This is a genomic window from Paraburkholderia tagetis (genome assembly GCF_022213065.1).
Lineage (GTDB): Bacteria > Pseudomonadota > Gammaproteobacteria > Burkholderiales > Burkholderiaceae > Paraburkholderia > Paraburkholderia tagetis.
In genome coordinates this window covers 197,813-223,692 of the sequence record NZ_JAKLJA010000004.1, presented here as the reverse complement: position 1 = coordinate 223,692, position 25,880 = coordinate 197,813, and the positions used below count along the sequence as shown (strand labels likewise).

21 protein-coding genes and 1 tRNA gene are annotated in these 25,880 nt (G+C 63.4%); 10 read left to right on the top strand and 12 right to left on the bottom strand.

The window, feature by feature from the left end; all coding sequences use genetic code 11:
- Window positions 1-59 precede the first annotated feature (59 nt).
- The 4 genes from L5014_RS08045 to L5014_RS08030 are packed head-to-tail and all read left to right on the top strand — an operon-like array spanning window position 60 to window position 4,437.
- A complete protein-coding gene (locus L5014_RS08045; RefSeq protein WP_238463053.1) occupies window positions 60-2,135 on the top strand; it encodes an acetate--CoA ligase family protein in 2,076 nt (691 codons plus the stop codon).
- Between the two features lie 55 nt (window positions 2,136-2,190).
- Window positions 2,191-2,775 carry a nuclear transport factor 2 family protein gene (locus tag L5014_RS08040; RefSeq protein ID WP_238463052.1) on the top strand — a complete coding sequence of 195 codons (585 nt, stop codon included), beginning with the start codon at window positions 2,191-2,193 and terminating at the stop codon, window positions 2,773-2,775.
- On the top strand, window positions 2,775-3,656 hold the full coding sequence (locus L5014_RS08035; protein WP_238463051.1) for an SMP-30/gluconolactonase/LRE family protein: 882 nt from the start codon (window positions 2,775-2,777) through the stop codon (window positions 3,654-3,656). The genes L5014_RS08040 and L5014_RS08035 overlap by 1 nt, the downstream gene beginning before the upstream one ends.
- Window positions 3,657-3,684: 28 nt before the next feature.
- Window positions 3,685-4,437 carry an SDR family NAD(P)-dependent oxidoreductase gene (locus L5014_RS08030; RefSeq protein WP_238463050.1) on the top strand — a complete coding sequence of 251 codons (753 nt, stop codon included), beginning with the start codon at window positions 3,685-3,687 and terminating at the stop codon, window positions 4,435-4,437.
- Window positions 4,438-4,553: 116 nt separating this feature from the next.
- Here the strand turns inward: L5014_RS08030 and L5014_RS08025 are convergent.
- The 7 genes from L5014_RS08025 to fdnG form a co-directional block, all read right to left on the bottom strand.
- Window positions 4,554-4,649: transfer RNA gene (locus tag L5014_RS08025), tRNA-Sec, on the bottom strand.
- 41 nt (window positions 4,650-4,690) lie between these two features.
- Window positions 4,691-6,619: a selenocysteine-specific translation elongation factor gene (gene selB, locus L5014_RS08020; RefSeq protein ID WP_238463049.1), complete on the bottom strand. Its 1,929-nt coding sequence runs from the start codon at window positions 6,617-6,619 to the stop codon at window positions 4,691-4,693.
- Complete coding sequence (selA, locus tag L5014_RS08015; RefSeq protein WP_238463190.1) at window positions 6,616-8,073, bottom strand: L-seryl-tRNA(Sec) selenium transferase; 1,458 nt, start codon at window positions 8,071-8,073, stop codon at window positions 6,616-6,618. Before selA ends, selB begins: the two co-directional genes overlap by 4 nt.
- Before the next feature lie 59 nt (window positions 8,074-8,132).
- Complete coding sequence (gene fdhE, locus L5014_RS08010) at window positions 8,133-9,074, bottom strand: formate dehydrogenase accessory protein FdhE (RefSeq protein ID WP_238463048.1); 942 nt, start codon at window positions 9,072-9,074, stop codon at window positions 8,133-8,135.
- Between the two features lie 96 nt (window positions 9,075-9,170).
- Window positions 9,171-9,797 (bottom strand): formate dehydrogenase subunit gamma, encoded by a 627-nt coding sequence (locus L5014_RS08005; protein ID WP_238463047.1) that lies wholly within the window; start codon window positions 9,795-9,797, stop codon window positions 9,171-9,173.
- Entirely contained in the window at window positions 9,784-10,719 is a 936-nt protein-coding gene (gene fdxH / locus L5014_RS08000; protein WP_238463046.1) for a formate dehydrogenase subunit beta, read from the bottom strand. Before fdxH ends, L5014_RS08005 begins: the two co-directional genes overlap by 14 nt.
- Before the next feature lie 10 nt (window positions 10,720-10,729).
- Window positions 10,730-13,801 (bottom strand): formate dehydrogenase-N subunit alpha, encoded by a 3,072-nt coding sequence (fdnG, locus tag L5014_RS07995; protein ID WP_238463045.1) that lies wholly within the window; start codon window positions 13,799-13,801, stop codon window positions 10,730-10,732.
- A gap of 231 nt (window positions 13,802-14,032) precedes the next feature.
- Here fdnG and L5014_RS07990 point away from each other — a divergent pair, with 231 nt between their 5' ends.
- Both L5014_RS07990 and L5014_RS07985 read left to right on the top strand, forming a co-directional pair.
- Window positions 14,033-15,478: a YihY/virulence factor BrkB family protein gene (locus L5014_RS07990; protein ID WP_338019269.1), complete on the top strand. Its 1,446-nt coding sequence runs from the start codon at window positions 14,033-14,035 to the stop codon at window positions 15,476-15,478.
- A gap of 307 nt (window positions 15,479-15,785) precedes the next feature.
- Complete coding sequence (locus L5014_RS07985) at window positions 15,786-16,964, top strand: porin (RefSeq protein WP_238463043.1); 1,179 nt, start codon at window positions 15,786-15,788, stop codon at window positions 16,962-16,964.
- Window positions 16,965-17,376: 412 nt separating this feature from the next.
- On the opposite strand, the gene L5014_RS07980 is transcribed toward L5014_RS07985, so the two are convergent.
- Window positions 17,377-18,276, bottom strand: coding sequence for a LysR substrate-binding domain-containing protein (locus L5014_RS07980; RefSeq protein ID WP_238463042.1), 900 nt, complete (start codon window positions 18,274-18,276; stop codon window positions 17,377-17,379).
- A gap of 252 nt (window positions 18,277-18,528) precedes the next feature.
- Window positions 18,529-18,972 (bottom strand): HU family DNA-binding protein, encoded by a 444-nt coding sequence (locus L5014_RS07975; protein ID WP_238463041.1) that lies wholly within the window; start codon window positions 18,970-18,972, stop codon window positions 18,529-18,531.
- A gap of 616 nt (window positions 18,973-19,588) precedes the next feature.
- Here L5014_RS07975 and L5014_RS07970 point away from each other — a divergent pair.
- Window positions 19,589-20,281 (top strand): DJ-1/PfpI family protein, encoded by a 693-nt coding sequence (locus tag L5014_RS07970; RefSeq protein WP_238463188.1) that lies wholly within the window; start codon window positions 19,589-19,591, stop codon window positions 20,279-20,281.
- Window positions 20,282-20,564: 283 nt separating this feature from the next.
- Entirely contained in the window at window positions 20,565-20,897 is a 333-nt protein-coding gene (locus L5014_RS07965) for a DUF4148 domain-containing protein (RefSeq protein ID WP_238463040.1), read from the top strand.
- 307 nt (window positions 20,898-21,204) lie between these two features.
- Here L5014_RS07965 and L5014_RS07960 read toward each other — a convergent pair whose 3' ends face one another.
- Complete coding sequence (locus L5014_RS07960; RefSeq protein WP_238463039.1) at window positions 21,205-22,377, bottom strand: 4-hydroxybenzoate 3-monooxygenase; 1,173 nt, start codon at window positions 22,375-22,377, stop codon at window positions 21,205-21,207.
- A gap of 174 nt (window positions 22,378-22,551) precedes the next feature.
- On the opposite strand from L5014_RS07960, the gene L5014_RS07955 reads away from it, so the two are divergent.
- Both L5014_RS07955 and L5014_RS07950 read left to right on the top strand, forming a co-directional pair.
- On the top strand, window positions 22,552-22,833 hold the full coding sequence (locus L5014_RS07955; protein ID WP_238463038.1) for a hypothetical protein: 282 nt from the start codon (window positions 22,552-22,554) through the stop codon (window positions 22,831-22,833).
- Window positions 22,830-23,843 carry a glycosyltransferase family 2 protein gene (locus L5014_RS07950; RefSeq protein WP_238463037.1) on the top strand — a complete coding sequence of 338 codons (1,014 nt, stop codon included), beginning with the start codon at window positions 22,830-22,832 and terminating at the stop codon, window positions 23,841-23,843. Before L5014_RS07955 ends, L5014_RS07950 begins: the two co-directional genes overlap by 4 nt.
- A 378-nt stretch (window positions 23,844-24,221) precedes the next feature.
- Here L5014_RS07950 and L5014_RS07945 read toward each other — a convergent pair whose 3' ends face one another.
- Both L5014_RS07945 and L5014_RS07940 read right to left on the bottom strand, forming a co-directional pair.
- Complete coding sequence (locus tag L5014_RS07945) at window positions 24,222-25,055, bottom strand: class II glutamine amidotransferase (protein ID WP_238463036.1); 834 nt, start codon at window positions 25,053-25,055, stop codon at window positions 24,222-24,224.
- Between the two features lie 107 nt (window positions 25,056-25,162).
- Window positions 25,163-25,840, bottom strand: a complete 678-nt coding sequence (locus L5014_RS07940; RefSeq protein WP_238463035.1) for a MarC family protein — start codon at window positions 25,838-25,840, stop codon at window positions 25,163-25,165.
- Between the last annotated feature and the right edge of the window lie 40 nt (window positions 25,841-25,880).

The following is a 25,880-nucleotide window of genomic DNA, read 5'->3' as shown; positions in this document are numbered from 1 at the left end:
CGTGACCGGGGAGCACTCGACCTTACTCGCACACCATGACATCTTCTACTCTCAGCGCATTGTTCGACGCAAAATCGGTTGCCGTTATCGGCGCCTCGTCCGATCCAGACCGCATCGGCGGTCGCGTACTGCGATTCCTTCGCGAATCCGGCTATCAGGGCAAGTTGTTCCCGATTAACCGCAGCGGCTCGGAAATTCAGGGCCTTCCGGCGTACCCGTCGATCCTCGACGTACCCGAAGCTCCGGATCAAGCGATCATCGTGGTTCCGACCAGTGCCGTGGAATCAGCATTGCGCGATGCAATCCAGAAGGGTGTCAAGTCCGTAGTCGTCTTGACCGCGGGTTTTGCCGAAATCAACGCAGATGGCCGCGCCGTTCAAGACCGTATGGCGGCTATGTGCAAGGCCGCTGGCGTTCGTATGGTTGGGCCGAACTCGCTTGGTCTGCTAAACGTTGAATCGCGCCTGTTCTCGACGTTCTCGGTCGTGCTCTATGGCGTCAGCCCGAAGGCCGGCAACATCGCGCTGGCAACGCAGTCGGGCGCCTTCGGTTCCGCTTTGTACGGCGCCGCGACGCTGCGCGGCATGGGCTTCAGCAAGATCGTGGCGACGGGCAACGAAGCAGACGTCGATGTGGCGCAAGCCATCGACTATCTGGCTGAAGATCCGGCCACCAAGGTCATCATGGCCGCGCTCGAATCGGCAAAGGACGGTCAAAAACTTCGTCGTGCCCTGCTGAAAGCGGCCAAGGCTCAAAAGCCGGTCATTATCATGAAGGTCGGTCGCTCCGAACTCGGCGCCGCCGCTGCTGCGACCCACACGGGTTCGCTGGCCGGCAACGACGCAGCCTACGACGCCGTTTTCGCTGAGTGCGGTGCGTATCGCGCCCAGTCACAAGAAGCGATGCTGGACATCGCGTACCTGGTCTCGACCACGGGTCATCTGCCGGTCAACAACGAACTGGGCGTTCTCACGTCGTCGGGCGGTATCGGCGTAATGGTCGCAGACGCATGCGGTGATTCCGGCCTCACGATGCCTGCCCTGCCTGAAACCGCCAGGAAGGCAATGCTTGAACTGCTGCCGTTTGCCGTCGCAGCCAACCCGCTGGATGTGACGGCTCAAATCACGTCGGTCAAGAACGGCACAGTCCGCGCTCTGGACGTCATGCTCTCGAACAGCAGCTACGGCACGACGCTGGCGTATCTGGCGTCGGCTGGCCTGGCTCCTGCAACGTTCAAGACCAGTTACGAGCAGCCGTTTGCCGAGCTCAAGGCCCGGCACCCGGAACGCGACGTCGTCGTGGTCACGCTCTCCGTGCCCGAAGTTGACCGCGAACTCGAAAAAATCGGCATTCCGGTCTTCAACGACGCAACGCGCGCCACGCTCGCACTGGGCGCGGCAGCAACGATCCGCGCACGTTGGTCGAACCTCTACGAACCGGCTGAAGCGAAGCACGAGGCTTATAAGTTGGGTGACGTGAGCACGGAAGCCCTGGCCAAGGAAGCATTGGCCGAAGCTGGCCTGCCGGTGCCGCAGGACGTCCTCGCGATCAACGCTGATGCGGCGGTTGCCGCTGCCGATGCAATGGGCTACCCCGTGGTGCTCAAGATCGTGAGTCCGCAAATCATGCATAAGACCGAGGTCGGCGGCGTCGTTCTGAACGTCAAGAACGCTGACGCGGTGCGCGCAGCCCACCAACAGATCCTGGACAGCGTGCACGTCCACGTACCGGACGCACAGATCGACGGCGTCCTCGTGTGCCCGATGATCGTGGGTGGCACCGAAATGATCCTCGGGGTGAACAACGATGCAACCTTTGGCCCGATGATTCTCGTGGGCGCCGGTGGTGTCAATACCGAATTGTACAAAGACGTGTCCGTGGTCTCCGCCCCACTCACGCAAGCACGCGCACGTCAGGCGATCGACAAGGTGAAGGCCACGGCACTCCTGAAAGGCTGGCGTGGCTCTGCGCCCAAGGACATGGACGCACTGGTTACGGCAATGGTCAAACTCTCGGATTTCGCGATGAATCATCCGGAAGTCATGAGCGTGGACGTCAATCCGCTTGTCGTGCGTGAAGCCAGTGCCGCAGTGCTCGACGCTGTAATCATCAAGCATCCTGAAGCGGCTCTTTAAGCCGCGAACGTGGCCGGATGCCCCGGCCACCATCCCACCCAACGCCAGGAATCACATGAGCCAATCTGAAATCCCGCATCAAGCCATGCAAGACCTGCTTGACCGCGAAGCGATTCGCGAATGCCTCTATCGCTATTGTCGTGGCGTGGATCGAGGCGACGAGATTGCGCTGCGTGCAACCTATTGGAACGACGCAACGGACCGTCATGGCCCCTATCAGGGCACTGCCTCGGGGTTCTGCGATTGGGCAATGGAAACACTCAAAACTGCCGGCCGTATGGTCCATATGATCGGCAACATCATCATCGAATTGCACGGCGACCGCGCGTTGGCCGAAAGCTATTTCCACGCCGTCCAGGAAGACCGGAAAAACACGGATAAGCCCACGGAAGTTATTCTCTATGGGCGCTATATCGACCGTTTCGAGAAGCGCGGCGGTGAATGGAAAGTAGCGGCACGCACCGTCGTCTACGACTGGAGCCGCACGACGCCGATCGAATCCACTACCGAAAGTGAAATGTTTGGGACTGCTCGTCGTCCGTTGGGGTCCCGCTACCCGACGGATACGCTCTATGAAGCTCGCGCCGATATCCTGGCGCTGAATGCTGCTGAAGTGAAAGGCACCCGCAAGCAAGCATAATGAAAAATCATTCTATCGACGTTATCGGAACATCCCGCGATGCACTGGGCGAGTGCCCGCTGTGGGATGATCGCAAGCAGATCCTGTATTGGATTGATTCCCACGCATGCCAGGTGAAAGCGCGCGATCTCAAAGCCGAATCCGTGCGCGTATGGACACTGCCTTCACAGATCGGCTCCATAGCCTTGTGCGAAAGTGGCCGTCTTCTCGTCGCACTCGCGCATAGCTTTTACTTTCTTGATACCGAAACCGGCGACATCACGCACTTTGTGGATGTAGTGCACCCCGCTCCGAATATGCGGCTCAACGACGGTCGTGTTGATCGTGAAGGCCGCTTTGTTGTTGGCTCGATGGCGCTCGGACGCCGGGAGCCGGTGGGCGAACTGTATCAACTCGACGGCCAAGGCAATCTGAAGGTTTTGGAAACGGGGATTTGCGTCACCAATTCCACCTGCTTTAGTCCCGATGGCGAGCATCTTTACTTCTCAGACAGCCTGAGCCACCAACTGCGCCGCTATCGCTATGACTCGGCATCCGGAGCAATTAGCGAACGGACGTTGTTCGTGGATACGACATCGCTGAAGTCGGGTCCTGACGGTGCCACGATTGACGCACAGGGCAATCTCTGGACGGCAATGGTTATCTCGGGCCAACTGGCTCGATTCGCTCCTGACGGCCAACTCGATCTTCTGATCGACCTGCCGACGGTATATCCGACCTGCCCGTCGATCGGGGGGACAGAACTCGATACGATCTTCGTGACCAGCATCAGCAACAGCGGAAACGCTCTCAAGAGCGACAACCCGAATGCGGGTGCAGTCGTCGCGGTCACCGGTAGTGGCGTGCGCGGTCTGCCGGAATGCCGGTTTAAAGACCATTGACCCAATTAAACGATGTTCAGGAATAGAAATGACTAAGCAACTGGAAGGAAAAATCGCGCTTGTGACTGGCGGCGCTCAAGGCATTGGTCGCGCTATCGTCAATAAATTCGTTCGCGAGGGGGCTATCGTTGGTATCCTGGATCGCGACCTCGATAAGGCTCAGTCCACAGCCGACGAAATCAAGGCTCAGGGTGGCGTCGCCTACGCTTTCGGCGGCAACGTTGCCGAACGCGAAACGATTTTCAATGCGGCTGGCGGTCTCGTCGCCGCTGCGGGCCGCCTCGACGTCATCGTGAGTAATGCAATGTGGGTTCGCTATGCGCCCGTTCTCGAGATCACCGAGAAAGACGTTTCGATGATGACGGGTACAGGTTTCAATTCGGTTGTATGGGGGATTCAAGCTGCGGCCCAGTACATGACGGAAGGCGGCTCAGTCGTCAACATCGCTTCATCGTCGGGTTTAATTGGCCTGCCCAAGGCTCTCATCTACTGCGGCGTGAAAGCAGGTGTTCTCGGGCTGATGCGCGCTGCTGCTGCGGAACTGGGCCCGCGTGGCATTCGTGTGAACTCGGTTGCTCCGGGCTACACGGAAACTGAAGGCGTGGCAAAAAACGTCAGCGAAGAAACGCGCAAGATGCGTCAGTCAAAGACCCCAATGCCGCGTCTGGGCCGGCCTGAAGACATCGCAAATGCGACCTGCTTCCTGGCCAGTGACGAAGGCTCGTTCGTAAACGGTGAATGCGTTCGCGTAGACGGCGGCTCCGCAATTGCTTACCTGTAGGTTCTAATTGTGATTGCGCGGTTTCGATCTATTGGATGCGCCGCTTCAATCGAAAATTGGGGTGCCGTCAGGATTCGGAAAAAGCGTCGGGGCAGACGCGATTCACTTGCCCCAATTGGCGGAAGGCAGATGGAGTCGAACCATCCCGGGAACGGCTGACGTCCCCAACCAGGTTTGAAGTCTGGCCGCACCACCCGATACGATTGCCTTCCGTTGCAACAACACCCAACCCGCACCCAACCCGCACCACTCACTAAAGCCAATCGCGCATGCGGCTATCGGGTCTCAGCATACGCAAATCGCGCCGAAACCGAGTATATCCAACGCGATCGAAGAACTCCAGAATCTGGATCGCGCGCTTACGCCCGAGTCCCGCGGCATCGCGAAACGCCGCCGCGCCCAGGCCTGCACCTTGCGGCTGCGACGCCTCGGCCAATTCCGCCACGAGACGTGCAAGCTCGTGAACCACGTCGCGATCGTAGAACAGGTCGCGCACGATCTGATACAGCCTGCCAAGGCGCGCGAGCTTGCGCAGCAGCGCGCGCACTTTTTCTTCCGGCTCCCGCGCTTCGCGCGCGAGATCACGCACCCAGGGCGGGTCGTAGCGTCCCTGCGCGATCAACGGCATGAGGCGTGCGGCGAGCGCTTCTTCGCCGGCGTCGAGCGAGACCGCGTGCGAAGGCAGATGCAGCCATGGCCCGCTGCGCGCGATACGCCCTGCTTCGATAAGCGCCTCCACCGCCGCGCGCCAGACTTCGTCGCTCACGAGCGGCGCCGCCATGCGCCGCAGCCGCGCGGCGTCCGGTCCCTGCTCGTCCGGCGTGCGCGCATGAAATTCACCCAGCACGTCGACGATACGCGCCGCCAGGCGCGTCCAGTGATCGTGTGCGAGCACAACGGATTCCGCAGCCCTTCCTTGCGGCGCGATCACGACCGCGTCGTCGGGCAGCGCAAGCGTAGCCGCGTCGAAGCCCGTCAATTGCACGAGCGTGGAACGCGCGAGACCGCGCGGCGCTTCTTCGATCAGCGCGCCGATCCGGCCTTCGTTCAGCCATGTATCCAGTGCATCGAGCCACGCGCGGCGCTCCGGTGTGCGCCGGCGTCGCGTGGGCCCAAACGGATCGAGCACGCGACCGCCGCCCACCGTGCGGCTCGCCTGCGCGTTGCGCACGATGAAGCGATCGCCGGGCATCGCGTGCAGCGGGACATCGAAGACGAGTTGCACGCGAGCACGTTCTCCCGCCGCGAGGGTATCGCCTTCGAGCAGCGCGATATTCGCCACGCGATGCGTCGTGCCCAGATGCACATGAAGGGGCGACCAATGCTGGAGCGTGATGCCTGCGTCGTCGAGCAGGTGCAGTTCGACGTCCAGACGCATCGCGGGCTGCGCGAGCCTCGCATCGACAATCCAGTCTCCCCGCGCGATCTGGTCCCTATCGATTCCTGAAAGGTTGAGCGCGCAACGTTGCCCCGCATACCCCGCGTCCGAGGCGCGATTTTGTGCGTGGATGCTGCGCACCCGCACCGGCACGCCCGCGGGTGCGAGCAGCAAGTTATCGCCGGTGCGCACGCGCCCCGCGAACACGGTGCCGGTCACGACCGTGCCCTGCCCCGTCAAGGTGAAAACGCGATCCACGGCCAGACGGAACAGGCCATCGTCGCGGCGGGCTTGCCAGTGCACGGCGCACTCGCGCAGCCACGCATCGAGTTTCGCGACACCCGGGTCGCCGGCCTGTGTCGCATTCGTTTCGAAGCACGGTGCGTCGGCCAGTGTCGTCGGCGCGAGCCACGCGGCAATTTCCGCGCGCACCTCGGCAAGGCGCGCCGGGTCCACGCGGTCCACCTTGGTGAGCGCAATCGCGCCATGCGTTACGCCGAGCAACTGCAGGATGGCGAGATGCTCGCGCGTTTGCGGCATCACGCCGTCGTCGGCGGCGATCACGAGCAGCGCGAAGTCGATCCCGCACGCGCCAGCCGCCATCGTATGCACGAGCTTCTCGTGCCCTGGCACGTCGATAAAGCCAAGCACGTCGCCGTTCACGAGCGGCGTATAGGCATAGCCGAGCTCGATCGAGATGCCGCGCGCCTTTTCTTCCTTGAGCCGGTCGGTATCCACGCCGGTGAGCGCACGCACGAGCGTGGTCTTGCCGTGATCGATATGCCCCGCCGTGCCGACGATCACAGGCGCAGCTCCGCGAATTGCGCAACGAATGCGGCTTCGTCCGCGTGTTCGAGGCAGCGCAGATCGAGTCGCAAGGCGTCGTCGGCAATACGGCCGATAACGGGACGCGGCAGCGCGCGCAATGCGCGCTCCAGCCGGAGCAATGCACGGCCGCTGCCGCCTTTGCCGCGATGGCGCACGACCAGTCCGCTGCTCGGCAGCACGTCGACCGGCAACGCACCGCTGCCGATCTGGCTGAACATCGGCTCGATGCTCACCTCATAGCCGTCGCCAATCATGCGCTGCAAGGTGGGCTGGGCGCGCGTGGCCGCTTCGTGCATTTCACTCGCGGGACGTGTGAGCAGCCGCAGCGTTGTCAATCGCTCGCGCAAAAACTCGGGCGCCTGGTAGAGCTTGAGCACGGGCTCGAGCGCGGCGAGCGTGAGCTTGCCGACACGCAGCGCACGTTTGAGCGGATGCTTCTTGATCTTTGCGATCAGTTCTTTACGGCCGACGATCAACCCGGCCTGCGGGCCGCCCAGCAGCTTGTCGCCGCTGAAGGTCACGAGATCGGCGCCCGCCTCGACGGTCGCGCGCACGGTGGGCTCGGCCGGCAAGCCCCACTGCGTGAGATCGGCGAGCGTGCCGCTGCCGAGGTCCACCGCGACCGGCAAGCCGTACTTTCGCGCGAGCGGCGCCAGCTCGTCCAGCTCGACGCTCTTCGTAAAGCCGCTGATCGCATAGTTGCTGCAATGGACCTTCATCAGCAGCGCGGTGCGTGCGCCGATAGCTGCTTCGTAATCCTTGAGATGTGTGCGGTTGGTCGTGCCGACCTCGCATAGCCTCGCACCCGCGCGGCTCATGATGTCGGGAATGCGAAACGCCCCGCCAATTTCCACCAGTTCGCCGCGCGAAACGATCACTTCCTTGCGTGCGGCCAGCGCGGAAAGCGTGAGCAGCACAGCCGCGGCGTTGTTGTTCACGACGGTCGCCGCTTCGGCCCCAGTCAGCTCGCAGATGAGCGCATCGATCAGGTCGTCGCGGTCGCCGCGCTTGCCGGTCGCAAGATCGAACTCCAGGTTGGCCGGTTGCGTGAGTGCCTGCACCACGGCACGAACGGCAACATCGGGCAGCAGCGCACGACCCAGATTCGTGTGCAGCACCGTGCCGGTCAGATTGAATACGGCGCGCAGACGGCTTTGTGCGCGCGCGGCGAGTGCGCGGTCCGCATCCACAATCGCACGCTCGATGGCAAACGGCGTCTGCGCGGTTGCGTCGGTTGCGTCGGTTGCGTCGGTTGCCAGCGTGCCCGCCTGCGCATCGCGCCGCCAGCCATCGAGTGTCGCGCGTATCGCCGCGAGGACCTGCGTGCGGCCGTGCTGCGCGATCAGCGGCTGTGCCTCTGGCGAGGCAATCACGCGCTCCACGGCAGGCATTTGTGCAAGCAGCGCGTTCAACGTGCGTTTATCGGCCATCTCGCGCTCCGCCGTCACCGCGCCCTGCTGCGCGGCTTCGCCCATCTCGCTCGTGCGTGTCATGGCTCGGCCGGTGCTTCGGGATAGAGCAGTGGATTCGCGCTCGCGCGGCGGTAGCCCGCTTCGCCCATCAGCAAATCGAGCGTGAGGCTCGCGAGGTCGTCGGCGAGCGGCTCGAATTCGAAGTCTTTCTCCTGATAGCCGATCTTGCGATAGGTATGGCATTCGTCGCACGATTCCGCCTTCAAGGCCGGATTGCCGCCTTCGATGCCGTGATAGGCGATGCCCTTGGTCGAATCGCAATTCGTGCATTTCACGCGCACCACGTGATTCTCGGTGCCGCACAGGCTGCATTGCACGTAGCGATAGCCCTGGAATGCGCCGCCCACGCGCACGATGCTCGCAACGGGCTGCACCCCGCACACGGGGCATACGCCCGGCGCATCCATATAAGGCACGTCCTGCACCTTCAGGCGGCTCGCGAGGTCGGTCCACACCACCTGCAACGCCGTCATGATGAAGGGCGCGGTGGCCGGTGCGATTTCCGTGTGGCGCTGCGCGAGCAGCGCGTCGGCTTGCGCGTCGAGTTCGGCGTCGGTCATCGCGCGCAGCGTGTCCAGCACTTTCGCGAGCGCGGGCGTGACCGCGCCCGCGGCTTCCACGCGGTCCGCGAGCCGGCGCAGCACCGCGCGCCATTGCGGGTCGCGTTCGCCGCCGAGCGCGGGCAGGATCGGCATCGAATGGCGCTGCGCGTTGGCGATGGCTTCTTGCGACGGCATCTGCGCTTCGAGATGTTCCAGCGCCTGCTGCTGCGCGTCCACGAGCGCCGCCATGAGGCGCACGTAACCGCCGATGGGATTGTGGTCCGCCAGCTTGCGCAAGCGCGCGGCGCGCTCGCGGAAATGCGTCGCGCGCTCGGGCAGACGGATGCGTGGAATCGCGGAGGGATCCTGCACCTGAATCTGCTCGGGGTCGAGAATGCGTTGCACAGGTTTCGTCAAGGCCGGTCGTCTCCCATAACAAAAAGCCGCCGCGCCCTTACGGGCGGGCGGCTTGCCGGCGGCGCCGGGCGAACGAATCGCTCTACGGCGCGCCTGCTATTTGATGCTCTCGCGGAACCAGCGCGGATGATGCTTTCTCGCCCAGCCCCAGGTCACGTAGCCGCGCGTCATCGCGCGAATCGAGCCCTTCACCCACAACGCCGCATAGATATGCACGACGATGCCCACGATCAGCACGAATGCAGTGGCCGCATGCACGACGGCGGCGCCGCGAATTAGCGTGACCGGAAAATAGAACGAGAAATAGCGCCGCCAGATCACGATGCCGCTCAGGAGCAGCAGCACGAGGCAAACCACCATCACGAAGAATAGCAGCTTCTGGCCCGCATTGTAGCGGCCGATCTCGGGCAGCTTGTCCTCGCGATTGTTCAGCACGTCGCCCATCTGTTTGAGCCATTGCCGGTCGGCCGAATCCAGATAGTTGTGATGCCAGAAACGCAGCGCGAGAATCATGAACGAGACGAACATCACCACGCCGATGAACGGATGCAGAATGCGCGTCCATTGCCCGCCGCCGAATAATGCGGAAAGCCAGAACATGGCCGGATGAAACATCGCGAGGCCGGACAGCGCGAGCAATATAAAAGTGATTGCGGTAATCCAGTGGTTACTGCGCTCGTTGGCCGTATAGCGCTGGATCAGTTGGGGTTCATCGTTTTTCATCGTCGCGCTCCTCGGGCTCGCCACGGATGCGCCGCGCCTCGTCGCGCGCGGCTTGCTCGTCCTCTGCACTCACTTCGTTCGGCCCCACCCGCGTGTAGTGGAAGAAGCCGGCCACCGCCGCGAGCGCGATGCCCGCGAGCGCGAGCGGCTTGGCCATGCCCTTCCAGAGCCCCACGAGTGGACTGATGCGCGGGTTGTCGGGCAAGCCGTGATAGAGCGAGGGCTGGTCCGCATGATGCAGCACGTACATCACGTGTGTACCGCTCACGCCAGGCGGATCGTAGAGTCCGGCTTTATCGAAGCCGCGCTCCTTGAGGTCCTCGATGCGCTCCGCCGCGTGCTGCTTCATGTCCTCCTTGGTGCCGAACACGATCGCGCCGGTCGGGCAGGTCTTCACGCACGCGGGCTCCTGCCCCACGGCCACGCGGTCGGAGCACAGCGTGCACTTGTAGACGCGGTGATCCTTCTTCGAGAGGCGCGGAATATTGAACGGGCAACCCGTGATGCAGTAACCGCAGCCGATGCAGTTTTCCTCGTGGAAATCCACGATGCCATTCGTGTACTGCACGATCGCGCCCGGCGACGGACACGCCTTGAGGCAGCCCGGGTCCTCGCAATGCATGCAGCCGTCCTTGCGGATCAGCCATTCGAGGTTGCCGTTCGGATTCTCGTATTCCGTAAAGCGCATCACGGTCCACGAGTCCTCGGTGAGATCGCGCGGGTTGTCGTAGACGCCCGTGTTGATCCCCACTTCGTCGCGCAGATCGTTCCACTCCATGCACGCGGTCTGGCACGCCTTGCAGCCAATGCACTTGGTCACGTCGATGAGCTTCGCGACCGTGCCCGTGGCGGGCGCGCGCACGCCGGGCGGCGGCGTGGTGGTGGCCGACTGGCGCTTGATATCGAGCGATTGCAATGCCATGTCGTCCCCCTTAGGCCTTTTCCACTTTCACGAGGAACGACTTGAACTCGGGCGTCTGCGAATTGCCGTCGCCGACGGGCGGCGTAAGCGTATTCGTCAGATAGCCGGGTTTGGTCAGTCCCGTGAAGCCCCAGTGCAGCGGCACGCCCACCTGGTGCACCTTCTTGCCGTCGATGGTGAGCGGCTTGAGGCGCTTGGTGACCACCGCCACCGCGACCAGGTAACCGCGATTGCTCGACACCTTCACGCGTCCGCCATCGACCACGCCCACCTCCTTCGCGAGTTCTTCACTGATCTCGACGAACTGCTGCGGCTGAATGATCGCGTTCAGGCGCGCATGCTTGGTCCAGAAGTGGAAATGCTCGGTGAGCCGGTACGTGGTGGCGACATGCGGGAACGATTGCGCCGTCGAAAACGTCTTGCGGTCGTCAGGGAATACGCGCGCCGCTGGATTGCTCGTGGCTTGCGGATTGTTGGGATGGAACGGGTTATAGCCGAGCGGGTTCTCGAATGGTTCGTAGTGCTCTGGAAATGGCCCTTCGTTCATGCCGTCGCGCGCGAAGAAACGCGCGACGCCCTCGGGGTTCATGATGAACGGCCCCATGCCGAGATCGGGCGATTCGTCGATCTTGTAGTCGGGCACGTCCGCGCCACTCCACGCGCTGCCGTTCCAGCCGATCAGCTTGCGCGTGGGATCGAACGGCTTGCCCGAGGGATCGCACGAAGCCCGGTTGTAGAGCACGCGCCGATTCGCCGGCCAGGCCCAGGCCCAGTTGAGCGTCTGGCCGATGCCGGTGGGGTCCGAGTTGTCGCGCCGGCCCATCTGGTTGCCCGCCTGGGTCCACGCGCCGCAAAAGATCCAGCAGCCGCTCGCGGTGCTGCCATCGTCCTTGAGCTGCGCGAAGCTCGCAAGCTGCTCGCCCTTCTTCACGAGCACTTTGGCGGCGTCCTTCGGGTCCGACTGGTCGGCGAGCGCTTTGCCGTTGTATTCCTTAGCGAGCTCTTCGGGCGTGGGGCTCGCCGGATCCGAATACGGCCAGTCGAGCTTCACGATCGGATCGGGCAGCTTGCCGCCGTCTTTCTGATACGCGGCGCGAATACGCAAGAACAGCCCCGACATGATCTCGAGATCGCTCTTCGCCTCGCCCGGCGGTTCGGTACCCTTCCAGTGCCATTGCAGCACGCGGCTAGAACTCACGAGCGAGCCGTTTTCCTCCGCGAAGCATGTGGTGGGCAGACGGAACACCTCGGTCTGGATCGAGCCGCTATCGACATCGTTGTACTCGCCATACTTCTTCCAGAACTCGGAAGTTTCGGTGGCGAGCGGGTCCATGATCACGAGCCACTTGAGCTTGCCGAGCGCGGAAAGCGTTTTCGCCTTGTCCGGCGCGGACGCCAACACATTAAAGCCCTGGCAGATATAGCCGTTGACCTTGCCCTGATTCATCAGCTCAATAGTCTGTAGCAGGTCATAAGGCTTATCGAGTTTCGGCAGCCAGTCGTAGCCCCAGTTGTTCTCCTTCGTGGCCGCCTCGCCCCACCACGATCTCATGAAACTCACGAAGAACGCGTTGTAGCGTTGCCAGTAGCTGAGCTGGTTCGGCCGCAGCGGCTGCAGCGCGCGCGTCTTGATGTAATCGTCGTAGCTTTGCTCGGCCTCGTTGGGCAGCGTCATGTAGCCGGTGAGCAGATTCGACATCAGCCCGAGGTCGGTGAGCCCCTGGATGTTCGAGTGGCCGCGCAGCGCGTTCATGCCGCCGCCCGCGATGCCGATGTTGCCGAGCAGCAGTTGCACCATCGCGCCCGTGCGGATCATTTGCGAGCCGATCGAGTGATGGGTCCAGCCCAGCGCGTACATGACCGTGGCCGCGCGGCCCGCAACGGCCGTGCTCGCCAGCATTTCGCATACCTTGAGGAATTTCTCCTTCGGCGTGCCGCAGATCTTCTCCACCATCTCGGGCGTATAGCGCGAGTAATGCCGCTTGAGCAGTTGATAGACACAGCGCGGATTTTGCAGCGTGCTGTCGATCTTCACGAAGCCGTCTTCACCGATCTCGTAGTTCCACGACGACTTGTCGGGATACGCGTGCTTTTGCGCGTCGTAGCCCGAATAAATGCCGTCGTTGAACGCAAAGTCCTCGCGCACGAGGAAAGCGAAGTCCGTGTAATTCTTCACGTACTCGTGCTGGATCTTGTCGTTCGTGAGCAGCCAGTTGATCACGCCGCCAAGGAAAGCGATATCCGTGCCGGTGCGAATCGGCGCGTAGTAGTCCGCCACCGATGCCGTGCGCGTAAAGCGCGGGTCCACCACGATGAGCCGCGCCTTGCGGTGCGCCTTGGCCTCCGTGACCCACTTGAAGCCGCACGGGTGCGCCTCGGCCGCATTGCCGCCCATCACCAGAATCACGTCCGCATTGCGAATGTCGACCCAATGGTTCGTCATCGCACCACGGCCAAACGTCGGGGCAAGACCTGCCACCGTCGGGCCGTGTCAGACACGCGCCTGGTTGTCGAATGCGAGCAGGCCCATCGAGCGGGCCACTTTATGTGTGAGGTAACCGACTTCGTTGCTGCCCGCCGAAGCGGCCAGCATGCCGGTGGTCAGCCAGCGGTTGACGGTCTTGCCGTCCGCGGTTTTCTCGACGAAGTTCGCGTCGCGGTCTTCCTTGAGCAGCTTCGCGACGCGATCGAGCGCCTCGTCCCACGAGATGCGCTTCCATTCATTCGAGCCCGCCGCCCGATACTCGGGATACTGGAGCCGGTGCGGACTGTGAATGAAGTCGATGAGGCTCGCGCCCTTCGGGCACAGCGTGCCGCGATTGACCGGATGATCGGGATCGCCCTCGATATGGATGACGCTCGTGGTGGCGTTCTTCGCGCCGTCGCCGAGACCGTACATGAGGATCCCGCAGCCCACCGAGCAATACGGGCAAGTGTTGCGGGTTTCAGTGGTGCGCGCCAGTTTGTATTGTCGGACTTCGGCAAGCGCGTTGTCGGGCGCGAAACCCATCAACGCAAGGCTGGAACCCGCCAGCGACGTTGCCGTGACCTTGAGGAACTGGCGCCGGGACATTTGCAGCATAGTGTGCGTCCTCGGCTTTGGGGGTTGTGGGTTTTTTCAGTATAAGACGTTTTGGGAGACGGATCGCACGAGGTGTCCAAAGGGGCGCCTGGGTACCGGGCTTGCTCTATATTTAAATGAGTCGAACGAGGTCGGATGAATTCGAATGAGGCCCAACGCAGTCATTCCACGCGTGCCAGGCAGGATACCGGCAATATGAAACAGGCCACGCCGGAACGCCGGACGCACAACATGGCTACCCGCTCATCGGTACGGCTCGAATCCGCCGCGCGCAAGGAAGCTTCGTGGGTCGTGGGCGCATGCCAGCAGTTCATCGCCCACCGCTGCCCGTCGCTGGCCGCGAGCATCGCGTTCTATTCCGCGTTCTCGCTCGCGCCCACGCTCGTCATGGTGATCGCCGTGGCCGGCTGGTTTCTGGGCGCCGACGCAGCGCGCGGCGAGCTCTATCGCCAGGTGCACAACGTGCTCGGCAACGACGCCGCCGCGGGCATCACGACCATCGTGGAGAATGCGCACCGCGCGGGCGGCACTGGCAGCATCGCCGCCGTGATTTCGCTCGCCATGCTGGCGATCGGCGCCTCCGCAACGTTTTCGTCACTCAATTCCGCACTCGATATCGTCTGGCCGCCGGAGGGCCAACGCAGCTCTTCGGTGCTCGCGCTCGTGCGCGTGCGGCTGATTTCGTTCGGCCTCGTGCTCGGCGTCGCCTTCCTGCTGATCGTCTCGCTCGTGCTGGACGCCGCCATCACGTTCGTCGGACGGTGGCTCTGGGGCGATTCTCCTTATTTGATGATCGGAAACATCGTGCAACTGGCGCTCGGGCTGGTCGTGCTCGCCATCGCCTTCGCCGCGCTGTTGCGCTTCCTGCCCGACGCCTTGGTGCACTGGCGCGACGCCATGGTGGGCGGCATCGTGTCGGCGGTGCTGTTTTCCGTGGGCAAGAAACTTTTCGCGCTCTATCTCGCGCATGCGGGCATGGCCACGGCATTCGGCGCAGCAGGCTCGCTCGCCGTGCTGCTGATGTGGCTGTATTTCTCGGCAGCGGTGCTGCTGCTCGGCGCGGAATTCTCGGCGGCGCGCGCGCGTCTGCACGATCCGCGCGGCGCATGGGGTTTCCTGAAGGAAACGCCGCCCGGCAGCCGCGCCAAGCTCGCCTCGGTGCTCGCCGCATCCACGATCGCGCCCATGCGCGAAACCGCGGCGGGGGCGCTGCCGGCACATACGGTTCCCATCGGAAACCCGGGCGCCAGCGGCGCCACCGGGCCACGCGCCGCCGGCAACGGCGCGCCGCCCTCGTACGCAGCGGCCGGCGCCGCCCCGAACCCCGTCCCTCAAACGAAAGCCGGCGATGCGCCGTTGCCCGCCATCGACCAGGTGCGCGCCAAGGGTGGCGCCTTCGCCCGACTCGGCGCCGCTAGCCGACAGATTTGCCGCTCGATCGTGAACACGGAGAAAAGCGCCACCTATGCCGCCGCCGTCACCCTCGTGAGGGCGGGCCGCACGGTGGCCGCCGCCGACCGCTACGTCAAGCGCCACCCATGGCGCTCGGTAGCGCTTGTCGCGAGCGCCGCGCTCGCGGTGACGACCGCTGCGGGCCGTTGCGCCGGTGCGCGCGACAAGCGCCGGACACCCGCTGCCGTGGCAACCGACGATTCGCGCCGGGCACCGCCAAACTAGAAACACGGCGCAACCAGGAGGCACCCGAGGTTGTTCCGCGTTTACCCTTATGTAACCTGATTTGAGGTTGCATGTTTCGCAACTTGTATCGAAAACGACAATAATGCGTCGCCTGCTGTCGTTCCTTGCAAAATTCTGACGAATCGTTAGAGCCCCTGTATTTCAAGGCTTTCTGCGCATGTGTCAGCTTTTTGCGACAGTCATTTTTTTTCAGTTCTGGTGAATTGCACCCCTGCGTTATTCTCCATTCCGCAACAGCATCAACTAATTCAAGCAACAACTAAATTATCTGCGTGGAGAAAACTGGATGAAACGAATCGCACTCTCGACCCTGTCGCTGGCTATTCTGGCCGTTTCGGGCGCAGCACACGCACAGAGCAGCGTGACCCTGTATGGCGTGATCGATGAATCGATCCAGTGGGTGCACAACACCAAGGACGCAGCAGGCCACAACAAGAACCTGGTCGGCCTGTACGCCGGCAACATCTCGGGCGACCGCTTCGGCCTGAAGGGCACGGAAGACCTGGGTGGCGGTCTGAAGGCGATTTTCCAATTGGAAAACGGCTTTGACGTCAACACCGGCAAGCTGGGCCAGGGCGGCCTGATGTTCGGTCGTCAAGCTTATGTTGGCCTGACGCACGAGCAATTCGGTACGGTGACGCTGGGCCGCCAGTACGACCCGCTGGTCGACATGGTTCAGCCGCTGACCGGTGACAACTACTTCGGCAGCACGTTCACGACGCCGGGTGACGTCGACAACAACGACAACAGCTCGCGCACGAACAGCGGCGTCAAGTACGTGTCGCCGGTTCTGAGCGGCTTCCAGTTCGAAGGCATGTACGCACTGGGCGGCATCGCAGGCGCGACGGGCTCGGGCCAAAGCTGGGGTGCAGCTGCTACCTACGGCATCGGCTCGTTCAATGTCGCCGCTGGCTACTTCCGCATGGACAACTCGTCGTCGCCGGCAACCCGCCTGGCAAGCGGCGGCTGGGCGGCGAACTCGACGTCGGGTGCGATGTTCGACGGTCAGGTCAATGGCGCCTACGCTTCGGCGAAGTCGATTGGCAACGCTTCGGTCGCTGCCCAATACGTCGCAGGTCCGTTCACGTTCGGCGTGCGTTACGCCAACGTCCAGTACAAGCCGGACGGCTACTCGGCGTTCCGTTCGACCGAGCGCTTCAACGTTGGTGGCGGCTTCCTCGGCTACCAGGTGAACCCGGCCCTGTTGCTCGGCCTGGGCTACATCTATACGCACGGCGCAGGCGACACGTCGGCCTCGTACCACCAGGTTTCGCTCGGCGCGGACTACAACCTGTCGAAGCGCACCGACCTGTACGCAATCGCGGCTTACCAGCACGCCAACGGTACGCAGCGCGTCGACAGCGCGACGACCCAGTCGGCTGCCGCATCGATCGGCTCGTACGGCTACAACTCGGCTTCGAGCTCGCAGGAAATCGTCAGCCTGGGCATCCGCCACAAGTTCTGATCGACATGAGCCGGGCTCGCGCCCGGCCACGCGACGAGACCACGCAGCTAAAAGCTGCACGCTACGCAAGCCAGCCCTTCGGGTTGGCTTTTTCATTGGTGGCGTGCAGAGCGGGAGCACCTCGGACGCCTGAACAGCGAATACGCTGGCCCACCCACTGGTTTGTGTTATGCCCCACGGCGCGCGCAGCGCCGCCGGAGGGATGAGTTCTTAGTCACTCCGTTGTACGGCGCGTGGCGACAGACGCTCCGGAACCGCTCCGATTAAAGGCAAGTGATGCACTGCGTCACACTAGCGGTGTGAGCGGCTTTCTTTCGCCTACTTTTCTTGCCGCCCCGCACAGGGGCAACGCTAATAGACCGACACGAAAACAAGAAAACGCGCAAAGCGCCCTACAAATCGGCATAGCGCCTCACCGCAACCTCCCAAGCGCGGCCACGGCATAACGCAGAAAGGCCTCCGCCAGCGGCACACCATCCCGCTGCGCGTACCGCGCCACATTAAGCGGCACCTCCAGCTCCGGCACAAAGCGCTTCACCACGACGCGCGCACTCGCCCCCGCGGCCGTGAGCGGATCAACGAGCGCGATCCCCATCCCCGCCTCCACCAGCGTCACGAGCGCCTGCGCGAGATCTGCTTCCACGCTTGGGAGACGCGTGACACCGCACTCGGAGAACATGCGGTCGATGCGCAGCCGCGCATGCGTTCCCGCCGAATATGAAACGAAGGGCTCGCCTTCGCAGTCGGCCGCATCAACGACACGCTTACGCGCGAGGCGATGACCGCGCGGCACGATGCAGCGCATCGGCCATTGACCGAGACACTCGAGCCGCACGGCGCGCGGCGCCGCTTCCTCGCCAACGAACGCCAGATCGCAGCGCTGTGCCGCCACGCGTTCGAGCGCGAGCGCAGGTTCGAGCGTGAGCAGCGTCACATCCACGCCCTCATGCTCCTGCGCGAATGCGGCGCTCACACGCGGCAGAAAGTCGGGACCGAGTTCGGGTACTCCAGCCACACACAACGCGCCGCGACGCTGCTCGCGGATTTGCGCGGCGGCCTGCACGACCCGTTCGAGCCCGCTGAACGCACGCTCGACTTCCGTATGAAGCGCATGCGCCTCGCCGGTCGGCAGAAGCCGTCCACGCGCGCGCTCGAACAATGTAAAGCCCACGCTCGCCTCGAAGTCGGCAACGAGACGGCTCACTGCGGGTTGCGAAACGCCAAGCGCACGCGCAGCGCGCGTGACCGTGCGCCATTGCATCAGGGCGCGAAACGCTTCAACCTGGCGAATACTGAGTTCGGAAGCTGGCATAACATGGACGCATACACTTTTGCCCTACGGCCTTCGGCGCATCGTCAGTCAAGATCGAGATCGTTAGAAACCACTAACATTTAGCAGCATCTTACCTGACGCCCGCGCATAACATTTGCACATGCTCGGCATGAAAAAAGCGAGACGATGCGATTTCCATAGGCAAATAAAAATCCCCGCGGGCACAAAGCCAACGGGGATTCTTTGGGGTACTCACGCGTGCCGCAGCAGCAAGGCCACGGCGCGAAGCACTTAGGCCGCTGCGGCGTCCTTCAGCTTCTTCAGCGCGCGCGCCTTGATGCGCACGGTTGCCGGCTTGGCCGGGAACCAGCGCTCTTCACCCGTGAACGGGTCTTTGCCGAAGCGCTTCTTCTTCGCCGGGACGGCCTGAACGACGATCTTCAGAAGACCGGACAGCGTGAATTCGCCGGCGCCCTTCTTGTGGACCGAACCCAGGATCGTGTCTTCCAGCGCGGCGAGCACGGCCTTCGTGGCCTTCGGCTCGACGCCAGCACGCTCAGCAACGTGAGCAGCCAGCGAGGCCTTCGTGAAGGTGTCCTTGATCGGCGACGGTGCGCCGGACGCCTTCACGGCGACCTTCTTAGCTGCGGCCGTCTTGGCGGGCGCTTTCTTTGCGGCAACCTTCTTGGCCGGGGCAGCTGCCTTTTTGGCCACTTTCTTTGCGGAAGTCGGCATGTTTCTCCTACCAGTGTTGGTCAGTGAATCGACGAAGCACAGCGGAATGCAGATGCTTCAACGGCGGATTCTACAAGCGTGCAAGCGTTTTGCGTGACTCTTTTGCATCGCAGATGCAAATTTGTTGCGCGGCGCTGACTGCCGAATGCATTTCGATACCTGTTTACAGGGGTAAACGTGCTCCGGCGCGACCCGCATGCACGCCGCCCGCGCCCGCGCGACGCGTGCGCGATGCGGCGAAAACGCCACACGTATGGCGGTTTTTCGCAACAACGGTGCCTTCGGCGGCTTCGGCGCGCGTCCAGGCAACACGCCAGGCACGTGCTTCGCATGCAGCGTTCAGCGCGCACGCAGTGCAAATCGTCACGCACGTTGCGGCGCGCGAGCCTGCATATCGCTCGGCATGCTGTGCATGCGCGTGCTTCAAGCCGCCGCGACGTGCAACAGCGAGCAGCGCCGTCGCACGCGTTCGAGCAGCGCGGCTGGCAGCTTTTACGCGCTTTTTGGCGCTCCTGCGCACGTGCGCGCGCATAGAGTGACGATGAATGACGATGAACGCGCCGCCGCCGCCGGCACGGCTCGCGTCTTTCTCCACCTTCATTTCGAGGCTTTCTCCATGGCATTCAAGATCGGATTTCTGCTTTTCCCCAAGGTGCAGCCGCTCGACCTCTGCGGGCCCTACGACGTGCTCGCATCGATGCCGGACACGCAGTTGCGGCTCGTCTGGAAAACGCGCGAGCCCGTCATGTCGGCAACCGGCATGCTGCTCACGCCCGACACCGTCTTCGACGACTGTCCGCCGCTCGACGTGATCTGCGTGCCGGGCGGCGCCGGCGTGGCCCCGCTGCTCGAAGACGACACCACGCTCGCATTCCTGCGCCGCCAGGCACGCGATGCGCGCTATGTCACCTCGGTCTGCACCGGCTCGCTCGTGCTCGGCGCTGCGGGTCTCCTGCGCGGACGCCGCGCCACTACGCATTGGGCCTTTCACACGTTGCTCGAACCGTTCGGCGCGATCGCGGTGAAAGAGCGCGTGGTGCGCGACGGCAACCTCATCACCGGCGGCGGCATCACGGCAGGCATCGACTTCGCGCTCACACTCGCGGCAGAGCTGATCGGCGTGGAAGCCGCGCAGGCGCTCCAGCTCGGAATCGAATATGCACCGGCGCCGCCGTTCAATGCGGGCAGCCCCGAAAGCGCGCCGCAAGCCGTGGTCGAACGCGTGCGCGCGCAAAGCGCGGCAACGCTCGAGCAGCGCACGCGCATCGTCGAACGCGTGGCGGCAAGGCGCTGGGATACGAACGCGTGATCGAGCGTAGCCTCACGTAAACACACGTGATCGCTCATAAGCGCTGCACAGCGCCATCATCGCGTCCATCGCCGCACCGCGCAGTGGCACCCGGATCTGCTGCGCGGCACGAGCCAGGGTCCACACTTGCTACCCTCGTTTGCGCGGATCGTATACATTCAATCCAGGGCGACGGATAAAACCGGCGCACCTGGTGACGGCGCGGCATCCGTCGCGCCGCTTCTCGCGATTCTTGCATTACAAACCCTGAAACCAGCGGTAAAAATCAACCAAGAGGGTGTCCATGCAGTCCACCACCAGCAAGCTGACTCTCGCCGCGGCCGCCGCCGCATTCCTGCTGAGCGTTACCGCGCCTGCCTTCGCCCAGGACGCCAGCGCACCCGCAGCCACCGCGCAAAGCGCCGCGCCGGCCTCGCAGCCGCTTACCAAGACCGAGAAACGCAAACAGGCACGCGCGCAGCACAAAGCCGAACGCAAGGCCGCACGCGCGAAAAACAACGCCGAACTGAAGAAGCTGGAGGACGCGGGCTACAAGCCGGCAAATAACGACCCGAACTATCCGACGAATCTCCAGAACGCGCAGAAGAAAGCCGCCGCAGCGGGCGCGAGCCAGTAAACCGCTTTCTGCCTAACCTTGTTTCGCCCATGCATGGGACCGGCGCGTAGCCGGTCTCCTGCCATCGTCTGCCGCTCCCCTCTCTTCCGCCACCGGTTCTCTCGCTCCCATCGCTTGACGCTCGAGCTTGCCGTTCGCCGATCAGTATCCGGGCGAATACGAAGCAAATAACCGCGCGCGCCATACCACCGCCATCGACTTGCCCGATTCGGTGCGCAAGCCGTTTGCGGATCTGGCTGCGGAGTTTGAGATTGCGCCGGTTGCGCCAGTCACAGCGCGTTGAATTCCCGATACGCGCTGCACGGCACTAAACCGCCACCGCGCCCACGTAGTTCTCGGCCATCGCGGTTGCCGCCGCGCGCGAGGTGGTGACGTGCTCCAGCTCCGCGACCTGCAAACGCTGCTCGAACGGCGAGGCATCGTCGAGACGGTGCATCATGCGCGTCATCCAGTACGAAAAGTGCTCGGCGCGCCAGATGCGGCGCAGCGCGGTTTCGCTGTACGCATCAAGCAGATCGGTGCGGCTTTCCTTGTAGAACGCCACGAGTGCGGCGCTCAGCACGCGCACGTCGGCAACGGCCAGGTTCAGGCCCTTCGCCCCCGTGGGCGGCACGATATGCGCCGCGTCGCCCGCGAGAAAGAGGCGCCCGTGCTGCATCGTCGTCGATACGAAACTGCGCATGCCGACGATGTTCTTCTGGAAAATCTTGCCCTCGACCACATGATGGCCTTCGTCCGAATCGACGCGTGCGTGCAGCTCGGCCCAGATGCGATCGTCGGACCAGTTCTCGACGGCGTCGTTCGGATCGCACTGGAAGTACATGCGCTGCACGTTCGGTGAGCGCGTGCTGACGAGCGCAAAGCCGCGTTCGTGGCGCGCGTAGATCAGCTCGTCGGACGAAGGCGGCGCCTCCACGAGAATGCCGAACCAGCCGAACGGGAACACGCGCTCGTAATCCTGGCGCAAGGCTGCAGGAATGGCCGCGCGCGAGACGCCCTGCGAGCCGTCGCAGCCGATCACGTAATCGCAATGAAGCTCGTGCTGCTCGCCCTCGTGCTCGAAGCGGATGGAGGGCGATGCCGTCTCGATGCCGTGAATCGAGGTGTTCGAGACGTTGAAGAACAGCTTGCCGTCGGCGGCCACGCGCGCCTCGACCAGATCCTTGAGCACTTCGTGCTGCGCGTAAACCGTGATCGATTTGCCGGTGAGCGCGGTGAGGTCGATGCGGCGGCGCTTGCCTTCGAACGCAAGCTCGAAGCCGTGATGCAGCGCGCCTTCGGCTTTCATGCGCGCGCCGACGCCGGCCTTGGCGAGCGTATCCATGGTGCCTTGCTCAAGCACGCCCGCACGTATCGTGGATTCGATCTGATCGCGGCCGCGCCTTTCGAGCACGACGGAATCGATGCCGCGCAGATGCAGCAGATGGGAAAGCAGCAGGCCCGCAGGCCCCGCGCCGATGATGCCAACCTGGGTACGCATGATGTCTCCTGAAGTGTTGATTTTGCGCAAGTTTGGCGGCTGCAAGTGATATCGCGCAACGCGATATCGAGAATATGAATTATCTCGATTGCGAATAGAGAAACGGGACGCCCGTTGGTGTGCAGCAGCGGCGAGAAATCGCCTGCGGCCGGATGTGCCGATGCGAAAAATTCGATGCATTCGGTGCCGATCGGAAACCCGTTTCCACGCGTCATCCTGCGCGACGCCCGCGACGCCCGCGACGCCCGCGGCATACGCGACGAATGCGACGAACGCCGGGAAAGCGGCGACGCCCGCGCGCTGATTCGCGATGCAGGCATGCCGCGGCGCAGCGTAGCGGCGCTTGCGGTTTGCTGTGCGTGTGCACGCCTGGCGGCATCGGCGTATGCTGAAACACATGTCCGCAGAGCAATCTGCACTCTGGCCGCCGGCTCGCCGCCGCCCGAAATGCGATGAACGCCTCTCCTCCCACCCCTGGCTCCGAACCCGGTCCCAGACCCGCCTCCGGAGCCGACACCGGCGCCGGATCCGGCGCCCGGCCCGGCCCGCGCGTGACCGTGGTCGTGCTCACGCATAACCACGTGCGCCAGGTCGTCGATACCGTGGCGCGGCTCACCGCCTTGCCCGAGCATCCGCATGTGATCGTGGCTGACAATGGCTCCAGCGATTCCACCGTGAGCCTGCTCGCCTCGCTGTTTCCGCAAGTGCGCATCGTTCAGAGTCTCGGCGACCACGGGATGGCGGGTTTCAACCGCGCCTTCGCGCTCGCGACCACCGACTATGTAGCGTGCTGCGACGACAGCACCTGGTTCGCGCCCGGCGCCCTCGCGCAGGCGGCGCGACTGCTCGACGATCATCCGAACGTGGCTGTGCTCAATGCGCGAGTGGTCGGCAACGACGAGCGCGAAATCCACCCGGCGTGCCTTATGCTCAACGCCACCTCACCGGGCGGCGAAGGCTTGCCCGGCCCATCGCTCGCAGGCTACATGGCGGGAGCGTGCATCATCCGCACGAGCGTGTTCCGCGCGCTCGGCGGCTATGAAGAGCGACTCTCGCATGGCGGCGCGGAAGAACTGGCCGCGTTTGACGTGTTGAGCGCGGGCCATGCGATCGTCTATTGCGAGGCGGCGCTCGCGCATCGCGAACCGCTATGCCGCTGGTTCACGCGCGCGCAGCACTGCACGCACGCGCGCAATTCGGCCTGGGTCGCATGGATGCGTCTACCGCTGCGCGACGCGCTTGCCGCGACGGGCCACGCACTCGCGGTATTCGCGCGCCAGCGCTCGCTCGGCCCGGCCAGCTTCGCGCTGCTACGCGGCGCGATCTGGACACTGCGCCGCCGCCGCGTCGCGCCCGCGCACGTCGTGCAACTCACGCGCCAGGTGCGACGTGCCGAGCGCCACGTGCGCGCCGGCATACCCGCCATGGCGGAGAAATACGACCAATCCGGCCAACGCGCATGGTAAATAACGCCGCCACATAGAGCACGCCAGCGCAGCGCGCCCCGGCAAAAAAACAAACAGCCTGACCGGGCGAATACGCACGCACCCCATCGGTTTGGGTAATGCCCCACGGCGGGCGCAGCGCCGCCGGATGGATGAGCCCTTTGTCACTCCGAAAAACGCCGCGTGATGGCAGACGCTCCGGAACCGCTCCGATTACAGGCAAGTGGTGGACGGCGTCACACTGGCGGTTTGAGCGGCTTTCTTTTGCCTACGTTTCTTTGCGGCTGCAAAGAAAAGTAGGTGCCGCCCCGCACAGGGGCAACACTAATAGACCGACACGAAAACAAGTAAACGAAACGCGCAAAGCGCGAAGACACACGACAAAAAACTAAACCACAACTAAACCACAACCGGCACAAAATCCCGATACTCAATCCGCGCACCGCGCACGACAATCGCGGTGGACTCAGGCACCTCGGCCCACGCATCGGGCAGATCCACAACCGGCTCGGAAACAATCAGATAAGCATCCTCTCCCACAGCCTCGATACGCGGGTCATCGGGATAAAGCTCATGCAGATGCTTGAACGAAGTGCTATGAAAGAGCGTGCGCGACTTGCGTTCGCTGGAATAACGCACGGCCACGAGCTGCTCGCCGTCGCTTGCGCAGACCGTCATGTTGAGCGCCGGCTCGATGCCATGCCTTTTCGCAGTAGCCTCGACGAATCCCACCATGCGCTCGAGCGCAGGCACAGGATCGGCTTCGAGTCCGAAAGTCATCGCGAGATAGAACATCGCTTCTGAATCGGTCGAGCCTTCGAGCGCGCTGAACCGTCCGGGCTCGATCGCCACCAGCAGATCGCGGCGCACGAGCGGAAAGCTCTCGATGAGCCCGTTGTGCGCGAACATCCAGCGCCGATGCCGGAACGGGTGACAGTTGGTCTCCTGCACCGGGGTATGCGTAGCGGCGCGCACATGCGCGATAAACATCGGCGCGCGCACTGCACGCGAAAGCTCACGCAGATTGCGGTCATTCCAGGCCGGCTGCACGCTGCGATAGCGATACGGAATATCGTGCGGATGCTGATACCAGCCGACTCCAAAGCCATCGCCATTGGTGGTGGTCGCGCCGAGCTTCGAATGCAGGCTCTGGTCGATCAGCGAATGGCGCGCGCGAAACAGCACGGTTTCGAGCGGCACGGCGTTACCGGTATAAGCGAGCCAGCGGCACATGATTACCCTCTACTTTCAACGACCCAATCAACGTCACCGCGAACGTCCCCGCGAACGTCCCTGAGAACGTCCGAACGTGGCGGACAGTGAACCCCGTGCGCCGCGATTCAATTGCCCGCGTGCGCGCCGAGGAGCGGTGAGATAAAGCCGCTCAAGCCGGTGAGTATGATCTGCACGCCAATGCACAGCAGCAGGAACGACGACACGCGCATAGCCACACGTGTGCCTTCCACGCCCAGGTACGATGCGAGACGCGCGGCGCGGCTATAGACGTAATAGATCACGACGACCACGAGCACGGAGATCGCCACCGAGGCAATGCCCGAGAGCAGAAACGCCGAAAGCTTGTGCGTGCGATTCGCATTGAGCGCAATGGCCGTGGCGATGGAGCCAGGACCTGTGGTGAGCGGAACCGTCAGCGGAAAGAAAGCCTTGCCGGACGCCGACGCAGCGCTGAGTGGTTTCACCGGATGATCCGCGACCGACGGGTCGGGTTCCGGCGCATTGAGCATCTGCCAGCCGCTCACGGCCACCGCGAGGCCGCCGCCGATACGCAGCGCCTCCATCGAAATACCGAAGAAATGCAGGATGGGCGTGCCCACGAAAAACGCCACGAGCAGCACGAAGCCGGCATTGGTGGCAACGCGCTTGGCGAGCAGGCGCCGCTCTTCGTCGCTGAGCGACGCCGTGCGATCGAGAAAAACAAATGCAATTCCGAAAGGGTTAATGATGCTGATCAGTCCGGTGAAACCGAACAGAATGTCTGAAATCAGGCTCTCGATCATGTACGCGATCCGTGTGGACGCGGCGGGCTCCCATGGCGCC

Bases quoted from the DNA above. Each gene is read 5' to 3' on its own strand.
- L5014_RS08005 (WP_238463047.1), bottom strand. From the start codon at position 9,797: ATGAAAAACGATGAACCCCAACTGATCCAGCGCTATACGGCCAACGAG.
- L5014_RS07970 (WP_238463188.1), top strand. From the start codon at position 19,589: ATGGCATTCAAGATCGGATTTCTGCTTTTCCCCAAGGTGCAGCCGCTC.
- L5014_RS08035 (WP_238463051.1), top strand. From the start codon at position 2,775: ATGAAAAATCATTCTATCGACGTTATCGGAACATCCCGCGATGCACTG.
- L5014_RS07945 (WP_238463036.1), bottom strand. From the start codon at position 25,055: ATGTGCCGCTGGCTCGCTTATACCGGTAACGCCGTGCCGCTCGAAACC.
- L5014_RS08040 (WP_238463052.1), top strand. From the start codon at position 2,191: ATGAGCCAATCTGAAATCCCGCATCAAGCCATGCAAGACCTGCTTGAC.
- L5014_RS07985 (WP_238463043.1), top strand. From the start codon at position 15,786: ATGAAACGAATCGCACTCTCGACCCTGTCGCTGGCTATTCTGGCCGTT.
- L5014_RS07955 (WP_238463038.1), top strand. From the start codon at position 22,552: ATGCATTCGGTGCCGATCGGAAACCCGTTTCCACGCGTCATCCTGCGC.
- selA (WP_238463190.1), bottom strand. From the start codon at position 8,073: ATGGCCGATAAACGCACGTTGAACGCGCTGCTTGCACAAATGCCTGCC.
- L5014_RS07980 (WP_238463042.1), bottom strand. From the start codon at position 18,276: ATGCCAGCTTCCGAACTCAGTATTCGCCAGGTTGAAGCGTTTCGCGCC.
- L5014_RS08030 (WP_238463050.1), top strand. From the start codon at position 3,685: ATGACTAAGCAACTGGAAGGAAAAATCGCGCTTGTGACTGGCGGCGCT.
- L5014_RS07975 (WP_238463041.1), bottom strand. From the start codon at position 18,972: ATGCCGACTTCCGCAAAGAAAGTGGCCAAAAAGGCAGCTGCCCCGGCC.
- fdxH (WP_238463046.1), bottom strand. From the start codon at position 10,719: ATGGCATTGCAATCGCTCGATATCAAGCGCCAGTCGGCCACCACCACG.
- L5014_RS07940 (WP_238463035.1), bottom strand. From the start codon at position 25,840: ATGATCGAGAGCCTGATTTCAGACATTCTGTTCGGTTTCACCGGACTG.
- L5014_RS07965 (WP_238463040.1), top strand. From the start codon at position 20,565: ATGCAGTCCACCACCAGCAAGCTGACTCTCGCCGCGGCCGCCGCCGCA.
- L5014_RS07990 (WP_338019269.1), top strand. From the start codon at position 14,033: ATGGCTACCCGCTCATCGGTACGGCTCGAATCCGCCGCGCGCAAGGAA.
- L5014_RS07960 (WP_238463039.1), bottom strand. From the start codon at position 22,377: ATGCGTACCCAGGTTGGCATCATCGGCGCGGGGCCTGCGGGCCTGCTG.
- L5014_RS07950 (WP_238463037.1), top strand. From the start codon at position 22,830: ATGAACGCCTCTCCTCCCACCCCTGGCTCCGAACCCGGTCCCAGACCC.